Here is an 11,981-nt window from a genome sequence, read left to right on the forward strand (position 1 = left end):
GAAGGAATGGCACGTCGCCAGCATGACCGCCCCTCCGTCCGTCCGTCCTTCCGATCGCCTCTACCTCGATCACGCCGCGACGACGCCGATCCTGCCCGAAGTCCGCGCCGCGATGGCCGATGCGATGGAGCAATGGGCCAATCCGTCGTCGCCGCATGCCGAGGGGCGGCGCGCGCGCAGCGCATTCGAAGGCGCGCGTGCGACCATCGCCGACGCGCTCGGCTGGGACGGCGAAATCATCCTGACGAGCGGCGCGACCGAGGCGATTGCGATAGCCCTGGCGCGCGCCAAGGCGGACCGCGTGCTCGTTTCTGCGGTCGAGCACGACGCGGTTCTGCGGGCCGTGCCCGACGCGCCGCGCGTGCCGGTCGGGCGGCGCGGGCGCGTCTTTCCCGCCGCGCTTGAAGGCGCGCTCGGCGACAGCGATACGCGCCCGCTGGTGGCGATCCAGACGGTCAACAACGAAACCGGCGTCGTCCAGGACAGCGCCGCATTGCTTGCGCTCGTTCGCGAAGCTGGCGGGCTGATGCTCGCCGATGCGTCGCAGAGCGCGGGCAAATTGCCATTGCCTGATGCCGATTTCATCGCGGTCAGCGCGCACAAGCTCGGCGGACCGCCTGGCGCCGGTGCGCTGCTGGTCCGCGATCTTGCCGAGCTGGCCCCGGCGGGCGGCCAGGAAAAGGGTTATCGCGGCGGCACCGAGAACCTTCCCGGCGTGATCGGCTTTGCCACCGCGCTCACCGCATCGCGCAACTGGATCGACCGCGCCGCCGACCTGCGCCGCCAGCTTGAACATGCGATTGCTGCGGGCGGCGGCGAGGTGATCGCCGACGGCGCACAGCGGCTCGCGACGATCGGCGCGTACCGCATGCCCGGAACGCCAGCGACCGCGCAGCTGATCCAGTTCGACATGGCGGGAATCGCGGTCTCGGCGGGCAGCGCGTGCTCGTCGGGCACGCTCAAGCCGAGCCATGTCCTGCGCGCGATGGGCCTCGACGACACCGCGGTCGGCGAGGTGATCCGCGTCAGTTTCGGCCCGCAGACGCGGCGCGAGGACGTCTATCGTTTCATCGAGGTCTGGCGCGCAATCGCTGAACGCGCCAGGGCGGCGGCATGATCTATCTCGATTACCAGGCGACGACGCCGCTCGCCCCCGAGGCCTTTGCCGCGATGGAGCCGTGGCTGCGTGACCAGCACGCCAATCCGCACAGCAAGCACGCACCGGGCCGCGCCGCCGCCGCCGCGGTCGAGGTTGCGCGAGACGAGGTCGCGGCGCTGCTCCCCGAAGGCGGGCGGACGATCTTTACCAGCGGCGCGACCGAAGCGATCAACCTTGCGATTCGCGGGGCGTTGCCCGACCGGCCCGAGGATGGTCGCAACCGCATCGTCACCATCGCGACCGAACATGCTGCGGTGCTCGACACCGTCCGGCATATCGATGCGCGCGGATACGAGGCGGTGCTGTTGCCCGTGGCGAGCGACGGTATCGTCGATCTGGCGGTCGCCGATGCGGCGATCGATGGGCGTACCGCGCTCGTCGCCGCGATGCTGGTCAACAACGAGATCGGCGTGATCCAGCCGGTTGCCGATATCGCCGCGCTCGCCCGCAATGCGGGTGCGCTGGTGCTCAGCGATTGCGTCCAGGGCTATGGCCGCGTCGCGATTCCCCAGGCGCTCGACCTCGTCGCGATCTCTGCGCACAAGGTCCACGGCCCCAAGGGGATCGGCGCATTGTGGGTGCGCGACGGCGTCGCCCTTAGGCCGTTGTTCCACGGCGGCGGACAGGAACAGGGGCTGCGATCGGGGACGCTCTCGCCCGCTCTGTGCGCGGGCTTTGGCGCGGCGGCACGGCTCGCGCACGATCGCTTCGACAGCGATGCGGCGCATGTCGCCGATCTGTGGGGCGCCGCACAGCCGTTGCTGGCCGGCTGGACGATCAACGGATCGATCGAGCACCGCTATCGCGGCAATCTCAACATTCGCCGCGACGGGCTCGATTCGGCGCGCCTCCTCTCCGAGTTGCGTGCCATCGCCTTCTCGCTCGGCAGCGCCTGCGCGAGCGGCTCGGGCCGTCCGAGCCACGTGCTCGCCGCGCTCGGCCTGGTGGGCGCAGAGGCGCGCTCGTCGATCCGCATCGGCTTCGGCCGCTACACAATGCGAGACGAACTGGTCGGCGCGCTCGAACGCATCAACGCCGCCGCAGACGCACAGGGATGATGCGATGACCCGCGTCACCTTCATCCATGCCGACGGCGAAGCGCGCACCGTCGCCGAAGCGCCCGCCGGAACCAATCTGCTCGCGCTCGCGCAGGCGCAGGGCATGCCGCTCGAAGGCACGTGCGAGGGGCAGATGGCGTGCTCGACCTGCCATGTCATCGTCGCCGCCGAGGATTTTGCCAAGCTGCCGCCGGCGAGCGAGATGGAGGACGACATGCTCGACCTGGCCGCCTGCGTGACGCGCCACAGCCGCCTGTCGTGCCAGATCGAGCTTGCCGAAAGCCTCGACAGCCTGACCGTCAGCATCCCGCCGACGCGGCGCGACATGCGCGGGGGATAACGACCGCCATCTTGCCATCGGGCCGATCAGCCGCCATATGGCCGATCGAGAGTCGGGCGGACGTGGTCTTCGCCAACCCGGTCAGATCCGGAAGGAAGCAGCCGCAACGAATTCGCCGCGGGTCGTTCCGGCTCTCACCATTTCACCAATTTCATCCGGGGGATGAAATTCGGGAGATCCCGAAGCGAAGCGAAGGGTAGCCGAGGCTTCGGCGGGCAAGCCCCAGAGATTTGCTGAACCGCCCGGTTCGCGCTGTGCGTCGCCAAGTTTCGTATCGTGGCCCTCGCATTCTCCCGCGCCTGCCCCTATCCTTTGCGGCAATGACCGAATCCCCACAGCCTTATCGCGTGCTCGCGCGCAAATATCGTCCGCAGAGCTTCGATGCGCTGATTGGCCAGGACGCGATGGTCCAGACTTTGGCCAACGCAATCCGGCGCGATCGCATCGCTCATGCCTTCCTGATGACCGGCGTGCGCGGGGTCGGCAAGACGACGACCGCACGGCTGATCGCCAAGGCCCTGAACTGCATCGGCCCCGACGGCGACGGCGGTCCGACGATCGATCCGTGCGGGGTGTGCGAACCGTGCAAGGCGATCGCCGAGGGACGCCATATCGACGTCATCGAGATGGATGCCGCGAGCCACACCGGCATCGACGACATTCGCGAGATCGTCGACGCGTCGCGCTATGCCGCGGTGTCGGCGCGCTACAAGGTGTACATCATCGATGAGGTCCACATGCTGTCGAAGGCCGCGTTCAACGGCCTGTTGAAGACGCTCGAGGAACCGCCGCCGCACGTGAAGTTCATCTTTGCGACGACCGAGGTCAACAAGCTGCCGGTGACCGTCCTGTCGCGCTGCCAGCGATTCGACCTTCGGCGGATCACCGTCGAGATGCTCGAAAAGCATTTCGCCGGGATCATCGAACTCGAAGGCTGCACCGCCGAGCCAGAGGCGCTCCACCTGATCGCGGTCGCTGCCGAAGGGTCGGTCCGCGACGGCCTGTCGATCCTCGACCAGGCGATTGCGCATGCCGATCTCGACGGCGAGGGGAAGGTCACGGCGGCGCAGGTCCGCGTCATGCTCGGCCTGTCCGATCGCGGCGCGGTGCGGCGCCTGTTCGGCCACATGATCGCCGGCGAAACGCGCGAGATGATCGACGGCCTCGCCGAGCATTACGCGCTGGGCGCCGAGCCGCTGTCGCTCGTTCGCGGGCTGCTCGACCTGACGCACGCGGTGACGCTCGCCAAGGTCGGCCGCGCGGTCGATCCCGGCCTGCCCGAGGCCGATCGCGAAGCAATGCGCGGCTGGGCCAACCAGATCGGCCATGCCGCGCTGCATCGCTTGTGGCAGCTGTTGCTCAAGGCGCATGACGAGGTGGCGCGCGCGGCGATGCCGCTCGAGGCGCTCGAAATGGCGACGCTGAGGATCTGCTATGCCGCGACGATGCCCGATCCCGGCGCACTGGCGCGCGGGCTGGCGAGCACGCCGGAATTGGCTCCAGCCGATGCTGCCACGCCTGAAGCGCCGGCAAACGATGATCGCACCGCCCAGGCGGAGCCCGCGACGCAAGGCGCACCGCCACCGGCTCCCGCGCCTGTCGAAGCGCCGGTGGAGCAACCGGTCGACGAGACCCCGCCCTGGGATGAGCCCGAGGCGGCTGATACGCCTGCGCCGCCGGCCACACCTGTCACGCCTGAAGTGCCGTCTCTGCCCGATGTTGTCGAGATGCTGTGGCGGGCGGGCAGGGGGCGGCTGGCGCAGCAGACGCACGATCATGTCCGGCCGATCGAGATCACGACCGACCGGCTGGTCATCGCGCGCGGCGATCGCATCGACGACGAACTGTGCCGCGACCTTGCCGACGCGCTGGGCAAGGTCAGCCAGCATCGCTGGACCGTCACGATCGGCGATGGCGAGGGCGAACCCTCGCTGCTCGAACGCGAACACGCGGCCAAGGCGCGCCACGAGGCCGAGATCAAGGCGCTGCCCGTCGTCAAGGCTGCGTTCGACCATTTCCCCGAGGCCCAGCTCCTCCCCCCACTCGAACCCCAGGACAGGAAAAGCGCATCATGAAATCGATGGAAGAGATGCTCAAGGCAGCACAAGAAGCCGCCGAACGGATCCAGGAACAGATGTCCGAAGCGCAGGGCAAGCTCGACGCAATCGAGGTCGAGGGCGCTGCCGGCGGCGGCCTCGTCAAGGTCCGCGCGACCGCCAAGGGGCGGATATTGGGCGTGTCGATCGACGACAGCCTGATCGTGCCGGCCGACAAGCAGATGCTCGAAGACCTGATCGCCGCCGCGTTCAACGACGCGCGCGCCAAGGCCGATACCGCGAGCAACGAGGAAATGGGCAAGGCGACGCAGGGCATGCCGCTTCCGCCCGGCTTCAAGATGCCGTTCTGAAAAACCGCAGCTTCGCGGCATTGATGTATCGAGTACGTTAATCCTGCGGTGTTACGAGGGCGTATTCGCCGGGTTCGGCCATTGAACCGACCGCACCGCGCACACATATTGTGGATCGGAGCGCCTCCTCGCGCTCTCCCGTCCGGAGTGAGAATGAACCAGAAATTTCCCCTGTTGCCGTTGCGCGACATCGTCATCTTCCCGCAGATGATCGTGCCCCTGTTCGTCGGCCGCGACGCATCGGTCGTCGCGCTCGAACGCGCGATGGAATCGGACAAGCAGATTTTCCTCGTCGCGCAGCTCGACCCGGCCGAGGACGATCCCGGCCGTGATGACATGTACGACCTTGGCGTGCTCGCCACCGTGTTGCAGATGCTCAAGCTGCCCGACGGCACCGTCCGCGTGCTCGTCGAAGGCAAGCAGCGCGCGCGCCTGACCGACCTGGTCCGCGAGGACGACTATCAGGTCGGCGAAGTCGAACTGCTCGACGAGCGCGCACTCGACAGCGTCGAGGCCAAGGCGCTGATGCGTACGGTGACCGAACAGTTCGAAAACTATTCGAAGCTCAACAAGAAACTGCCGACCGAAACCGCGGTCCAGCTCGGCGAGATCGACGATCCGGCGCAGCTCGCCGATGCCGTCGCCGCCAATATCTCGGTCAAGGTCGCCGACAAGCAGGCGATCCTCAGCGAATTCGATCCGTTGAAGCGGCTCGAAATGGTCTTCGCCTTCATGGAGGGCGAACTCGGCGTGCTCAACGTCGAGAAGAAGATTCGCGGGCGCGTCAAACGCCAGATGGAAAAGACCCAGCGCGAATATTACCTCAACGAACAGTTGAAGGCGATCCAGCGCGAGCTTGGCAGCGGCGAGGGCGGCGAGGACGGCGACGAGCTCGCCGAACTGGCGACCAAGATCGAAAAACTGAAAATGTCGAAAGAGGCCAAGGCCAAGGCGCTCGGCGAACTCAAGAAGCTGCGCGGAATGGCGCCGATGTCGGCCGAAGCGACCGTCGTGCGCAACTATCTCGACATTTTGCTTGGCCTGCCCTGGGGCAAGAAGACGAAGCTCAAGAAGGACATCGCGGTCGCCCAGAAGGTGCTCGACGACGACCATTATGCGCTTGAAAAGGTCAAGGACCGGATCATCGAATATCTCGCGGTCCAGGCGCGCACCAACAAGCTGAAGGGCCCGATCCTGTGCCTCGTCGGCCCCCCGGGCGTCGGCAAGACCAGCCTCGGGCGGAGCATTGCCAAGGCGACGGGCCGCGAATTCGTCCGCCAGTCGCTCGGCGGTGTGCGCGACGAAGCCGAAATCCGCGGCCATCGCCGCACCTATATCGGCTCGCTGCCCGGCAAGATCGTCTCGAACCTCAAAAAGGCCGGCACGTCGAACCCGCTGTTCCTGCTCGACGAGATCGACAAGCTCGGCCAGGATTTCCGTGGCGATCCCGCCTCGGCGCTTTTGGAAGTGCTCGACCCCGAACAGAACAACAAGTTCCAGGACCATTATCTCGAGATCGACCTCGACCTCAGCGACGTGATGTTCGTCACCACCGCGAACACGCTCAACCTGCCGCAGCCGTTGCTCGACCGGATGGAGATCATCCGCCTCGAAGGCTATACCGAGGACGAAAAGGTCGAGATCGCCAAGCGCCACCTGATCGCCAAGCAGGTCGAGATGCACGGGCTCAAGGACGGCGAGTTCACCCTGACCGACGAGGGCCTGCGCGACCTGATCCGCTTCTACACGCGCGAAGCCGGCGTTCGCACGCTCGAGCGCGAGATCGCGCGCCTCGCCCGCAAGGCGTTGCGCCGCATCCTCGAGAAAAAGGCCGAAAGCGTCACCGTGACGCCCGAAAACCTTGCCGAGTTCGCCGGGGTGCGCAAGTTCCGTCACGGCGTCGGCGACAAGGAAGACCAGATCGGCGCAGTCACCGGGCTGGCGTGGACCGAGGTCGGCGGCGAATTGCTGACGATCGAGGCGGTCACCGTCCCGGGCAAGGGCCAGGTCAAGACGACCGGCAAGCTCGGCGAAGTCATGACCGAATCGATCCAGGCGGCGATGAGCTATGTTAAGGCGCGCGCGCCGTCGTACGGCATTCGCCCCAGCCTGTTCGCACGCAAGGACATCCACATCCATCTGCCCGAAGGCGCAGTCCCCAAGGACGGCCCCTCGGCGGGTGTCGGCATGGTCACCGCGATGATCTCGACGCTGACCGGCGTTGCTGTGCGCAAGGATGTCGCAATGACCGGCGAAGTCACGCTGCGCGGCCATGTCCTGCCGATCGGCGGGCTCAAGGAAAAGCTGCTCGCGGCGTTGCGCGGCGGCATTACGACCGTCGTGATTCCGGCCGAGAACGAGAAGGACCTCGTCGAAATCCCGCAATCGATCCGCGATGCGCTCGAAATCCATACCGCCGAACATGTCGATGACGTGCTCAAGATCGCGCTGACCGCGACGATCGATGCGATCGAGTGGACCGAAGCCGACGAGCTGGCGGCTCAGCCGCTACCGCATCCGGGCGGCGATGCTAGTGTCCGATTGCCGCACTAAGGGGTGTCAGGTTGCAATTCGCCACTCTTTTTGGGCGATTTGCGTCGGTTTTTACCGCTTTTGCTTTGACATCGGTCGGGAATCGGGCCTTACTGCGGCCACCACGCCACGAGTCTGGTACGATATAAACTTTAGACAGGGGTTCCCAAGGCATGAACAAGCAAGATCTCATTTCGTCGGTCGCTGACAGCAGCGGTCTGAGCAAGAGCGACGCGAGCCGCGCAGTCGAAGCAGTTTTCGACAGCATCTCGGGTGAGCTGGGCCGCGGCGGCGAAGTCCGTCTCGTCGGCTTCGGCACGTTCTCGACCTCGCAGCGCAAGGCTTCGACCGGCCGTAACCCGCGCACCGGCGAAACGATGCAGATCAAGGCATCGACCCAGCCCAAGTTCAAGGCCGGCAAGGGTCTCAAGGACTCGGTCAACAAGTAAGCATCATGCTGGGCGGGGAGGCATGGCTTCCTCGCTTTTGCCCGGGTTCGTCCCGGCGAGAAGGCGGCGCGGAAACGCGCCGCCTTCGGCATTTTATGCCAAGGCGAAGGCGCGATCGGCGGCGACGGATGGCGATCGCCGATTGCCTTTCGCGCACCGCTTGCCTAGGGAGCGCGTCGCAGGCCCGCCGGGGGCGCGTAGCTCAGTGGTAGAGCACACCCTTCACACGGGTGGGGTCGCAGGTTCAATCCCTGCCGCGCCCACCATCCCGGCCCCTGAGCGCGACGTGCGTGTGTCCCGCACGCCACAGTCCCGCACGGCTTGCGACAGAATGACCAGCGCATTCATAAGCCATTCAATGCTGTCGGTTAAAAGGACCGCTATGGCATTCGCACCCGTCTTTTCCAAAACCGCCAAATGGCTCGCGCCAGGCACTCTTGCCGTCCTCGCCTGCGTGGCGGTTCCGGCTGCGGCGGAGTCGCAGGCGCGCCGCGCCGATCTGTCGCCCGTGCGCGAGGCGATGGAGAGCGGCAAGGTGATGCGGCTTGGCGAGATCATCCAGCTTGCGCGCCAGACGCCGCCTTATGACGAGATGCGCTTCCTCGGCGTCGTCGGCCTCGATGCCGTGCGCCTGCGCTACAAGCTCAAGTTCATGGACGGCGACCAGGTCGTCTATGTCTATGTCGATGCGCGCACCGGTCGCGTCCTCGGCAGCTCGCGCTGACCTGCCGGCGCGCGATCAACCGTTTCGCGCTCCGTCGATCCGCTGCGGGTGCTTTACATGAACAGCCCAGTCCCTAGATGAAGGTTAACGCCGCGCGCTGAGCCTGCGCGATCGGCCTGCAAGGAGAATGACTGCGATGCGTATCCTGATCGTGGAAGACGAGCCGACCCTGGGTCCGCAGCTCAAGGCGACGCTCGAATCGGCGGGCTATGCGGTCGATCTCGCGACCGACGGCGAGGACGGACATTTCCTCGGCTCGACCGAAAATTACGATGCCGCGATTCTCGACCTCGGCCTGCCGGTCGTCGATGGCCTCACCGTGCTCGACCGCTGGCGCAAGGAGGATCGCGATTTTCCCGTCCTCGTCCTGACCGCGCGCGACAGCTGGTCGGACAAGGTCGCCGGGCTCGATGCCGGGGCCGACGATTACCTCGCCAAGCCGTTCCAGACCGAGGAGCTGATCGCCCGGCTGCGCGCGCTGATCCGCCGCGCCTCGGGCAATGCGTCGAGCGAACTCGAAGCCGGCGACGTCCGCCTCGATACGCGCTCGGGCAAGGTCACGCGCGCCGGCGAACCGGTCAAGCTGACCGCGCAGGAATACAAGCTGCTCAGCTATCTGATGCATCACAAGGGCAAGGTCGTGTCACGCACCGAGCTGATCGAGCATATCTACGATCAGGATTTCGATCGCGATTCGAACACGATCGAGGTGTTCGTCACGCGCATTCGCAAGAAGCTGGGCGCCGATGTCATCACGACGATCCGTGGGCTCGGCTACAGCCTCGAAGACCCCCAAGCCTAGGATAAACCTGCGTGACCGATGCGCCGACCGAGCCGATCGCATCGCCCGTTCCGGCTCCGGGCGAACGGCGCACGACGGGCTCGCTCGGCCGGCGGATGATCGGCGTCGCGACGCTGTGGATCGCGATCCTGCTGATCGGCGGCGGCGGCGCGCTCGACCGCGTGCTGGTCAACGCGGTAACCAACAACTTCGATTCGAACCTCGAATACATCCTCTACGCGATGATCCGCACCGCCGAGATCGACCCGACCGGCGAGGTGCGTTTTGTCGAGCCGCTCGGCGACCAGCGTTTCCTCGAAGCCTATAGCGGTCTCTATTGGCAGATCAGCGGCAAGGGGCACGAGGCGTTCCCCTCGCGATCGCTATGGGATCGCCAGCTCAAGGCGGGCGAGGCTCAGAGCGGCGACGAGGTGCGCACCTATGACAGCGGAGAATTCGACGGCGAACTGCTCCGCATTGCCGAACGCGACGTTATCTTGCCCGGATCGAAAGTCCGCTGGCGATTCCAGGTCGCGCAGGACCGCGCCACGCTCGACGAGCAGATCCGCACGTTGCGTCGCACGCTTGTGCGCAGCTTCGCCGCGCTCGCGATCGGCCTCATCATCATGGCCGCGCTGCAGACGCTCTATGGCCTGTGGCCGCTCAGGCGGATCCAGACATCGATCGCACAGATGCGCCGCGGCACCCGCAACCGCGTCACCGCGCCGCTGCCCAACGAAGTCATGCCGATGGTTGACGAATTGAATGCGCTGCTCGCGCACAACGAGTTGCAGGCCGAGGAAGCGCGCCGCCACGCGGGCAATCTGGCGCACGCGCTCAAGACGCCGTTGACGGTGATCACCAATGCCGCGGCAAGCCATGCCGAGGATATCGACGAGACGGTGATGCGCGAGGCGGCAACGATGCGCCGCCATATCGACCATCACCTCGCCCGTGCCCGCGCGGTCGGTCGGCGCGTATCGGGGCAGAGCCGCTGCAAGGCGGCCGACAGCATCGATGCGGTGATGCGCGCGGTCGGGCGCCTCTATCCCGACACGCGACTCGACAGCGACGGCCCGCGCGAGGTGATGGTCCAGGTCGAGCGCCAGGATCTTGACGAGATGCTCGGCAACGTCATCGAGAATGCGGCAAAATACGGCGGCGGCAGCGTCTTCGTGACATCGGTCGTCGAGGCCGGGTTTCTCGAGATCCTGACCGAGGATGACGGTCCCGGCATTGCCCCCGCCGATCGCCTGCGCCTGTTCGATCGCGGCGCGCGTCTCGACACCGAAAAACCCGGTACCGGCCTGGGTCTCGCGATCGTGCGCGACGTTGCGCAGATCTATGGCGGCAGCGTGACGCTCGAAGACAGCGAGGACCTTGGCGGCCTGCTGGTCCGGCTGCGCTTGCCGCTGGCGCCGATCGAATCAAGCGAGGACTAGCGTGCAATTGCCCTTTCGCGCAGGCGGCCGCTCGGCTAACGGGGGCGGGACATGACCGCCGAAATCCACAGGCTCAAAGGCGCCGCGCCTTCGCTCGACCCGATCATGCGCCTCGTTGCGAGCGATATGAATGCGGTCAACGCCGTCATTCTCGACCGCATGCAGTCGCAGATTCCGCTGATTCCGGAACTTGCGGGCCACCTGATCTCGGGCGGCGGCAAGCGGCTGCGGCCGATGATCACGCTCGCTGCCGCACGGCTGCTCGATTATCCCGGCACGCGCCAGCACAAGCTCGCCGCCGCGGTCGAGTTCATCCATACCGCAACCTTGCTCCACGACGATGTCGTCGACGGGTCGGACATGCGCCGCGGCAAGCGCACCGCGAACATCATCTGGGGCAATCCGGCGAGCGTCCTGGTCGGCGATTTCCTGTTCAGCCGTGCCTTCGAACTGATGGTCGAGGACGGATCATTGAAGGTCCTCAAGATCCTCTCGAACGCGTCGGCGGTGATCGCCGAGGGCGAGGTCGACCAGCTCACCGCGCAGCGCCAGGTTTCGACCAGCGAGGACAAGTATCTCGCGATCATCGGCGCCAAGACCGCCGCCCTGTTCGCCGCCGCTGCGCGTATCGCCGCAGTGATCGCCGAGCGCGAGGGCGAGGTCGAGGACGCGCTCGATGCCTATGGCCGCAATCTCGGCATCGCCTTCCAGCTCGTCGACGACGCGATCGATTATGTTTCCGACGAGGCGACGATGGGCAAGGGGGTCGGCGACGACTTCCGCGACGGCAAGGTGACGCTGCCCGTCATCCTGGCCTATGCGCGCGGCAGCGCCGAAGAACGCGCCTTCTGGCATGATGCGATGATGGGGCGGCGCATTTCCGACGACGACCTCAGCCATGCGACCGCGCTGCTCGCCAAGCATAACGGCATCGCCGACACGCTCGAACATGCGCGCCACTACGGCCAGCGCGCGATCGACGCGCTCGGCATCTTCCCCGCCGGAGTCGCCAAGGCGGCGCTCGTCGAAGCGGCCGAATTCGCGGTCTCGCGCGCCTACTGACGCGACCGGGCGACGTGGCGCTTCGCA

At 66.2% G+C, this 11,981-nt stretch carries 11 protein-coding genes, 1 tRNA gene and 1 other RNA gene; all 13 read left to right on the top strand.

The genetic code is table 11. The annotated features are described in order from the left end of the window. The first annotated feature begins 22 nt into the window (after positions 1-22). The 13 genes from FSZ31_RS05600 (at position 23) to FSZ31_RS05660 (ending at position 11,954) form a co-directional block, all read left to right on the top strand. Positions 23-1,117: a cysteine desulfurase family protein gene (locus FSZ31_RS05600; protein WP_147122084.1), complete on the top strand. Its 1,095-nt coding sequence runs from the start codon at positions 23-25 to the stop codon at positions 1,115-1,117. Next, on the top strand, positions 1,114-2,217 hold the full coding sequence (locus FSZ31_RS05605) for a cysteine desulfurase family protein (protein WP_147122086.1): 1,104 nt from the start codon (positions 1,114-1,116) through the stop codon (positions 2,215-2,217). Before FSZ31_RS05600 ends, FSZ31_RS05605 begins: the two co-directional genes overlap by 4 nt. A gap of 4 nt (positions 2,218-2,221) precedes the next feature. After that, positions 2,222-2,557: a 2Fe-2S iron-sulfur cluster-binding protein gene (locus tag FSZ31_RS05610; protein WP_147122088.1), complete on the top strand. Its 336-nt coding sequence runs from the start codon at positions 2,222-2,224 to the stop codon at positions 2,555-2,557. A 44-nt stretch (positions 2,558-2,601) separates the two neighbouring features. Next, an RNA gene (gene ffs, locus FSZ31_RS05615) (signal recognition particle sRNA small type) lies at positions 2,602-2,699 on the top strand. A gap of 178 nt (positions 2,700-2,877) precedes the next feature. After that, on the top strand, positions 2,878-4,632 hold the full coding sequence (locus FSZ31_RS05620) for a DNA polymerase III subunit gamma/tau (protein WP_147122090.1): 1,755 nt from the start codon (positions 2,878-2,880) through the stop codon (positions 4,630-4,632). Next, a complete protein-coding gene (locus FSZ31_RS05625; RefSeq protein ID WP_147122092.1) occupies positions 4,629-4,964 on the top strand; it encodes a YbaB/EbfC family nucleoid-associated protein in 336 nt (111 codons plus the stop codon). Before FSZ31_RS05620 ends, FSZ31_RS05625 begins: the two co-directional genes overlap by 4 nt. 153 nt (positions 4,965-5,117) lie before the next feature. Further along, positions 5,118-7,517: an endopeptidase La gene (gene lon, locus FSZ31_RS05630; RefSeq protein ID WP_147122094.1), complete on the top strand. Its 2,400-nt coding sequence runs from the start codon at positions 5,118-5,120 to the stop codon at positions 7,515-7,517. A gap of 152 nt (positions 7,518-7,669) precedes the next feature. Continuing rightward, entirely contained in the window at positions 7,670-7,945 is a 276-nt protein-coding gene (locus tag FSZ31_RS05635; protein WP_147122096.1) for an HU family DNA-binding protein, read from the top strand. Positions 7,946-8,136: 191 nt separating this feature from the next. Further along, a tRNA-Val gene (locus tag FSZ31_RS05640) sits at positions 8,137-8,211 on the top strand. Between the two features lie 116 nt (positions 8,212-8,327). After that, entirely contained in the window at positions 8,328-8,669 is a 342-nt protein-coding gene (locus FSZ31_RS05645; protein ID WP_147122098.1) for a PepSY domain-containing protein, read from the top strand. 136 nt (positions 8,670-8,805) lie between these two features. Next, positions 8,806-9,471: a response regulator transcription factor gene (locus FSZ31_RS05650; RefSeq protein ID WP_147122100.1), complete on the top strand. Its 666-nt coding sequence runs from the start codon at positions 8,806-8,808 to the stop codon at positions 9,469-9,471. Between the two features lie 35 nt (positions 9,472-9,506). Beyond that, complete coding sequence (locus FSZ31_RS05655) at positions 9,507-10,892, top strand: sensor histidine kinase (RefSeq protein WP_147122576.1); 1,386 nt, start codon at positions 9,507-9,509, stop codon at positions 10,890-10,892. Positions 10,893-10,943: 51 nt separating this feature from the next. Then, the gene (locus tag FSZ31_RS05660) at positions 10,944-11,954 is read left to right on the top strand and encodes a polyprenyl synthetase family protein (protein ID WP_147122101.1); all 1,011 of its coding nucleotides are present in this window, start codon (positions 10,944-10,946) and stop codon (positions 11,952-11,954) included. Positions 11,955-11,981 lie beyond the last annotated feature (27 nt).

The organism is Flavisphingopyxis soli (assembly GCF_007995095.1).
In the GTDB taxonomy this organism is placed as follows: domain Bacteria; phylum Pseudomonadota; class Alphaproteobacteria; order Sphingomonadales; family Sphingomonadaceae; genus Flavisphingopyxis; species Flavisphingopyxis soli.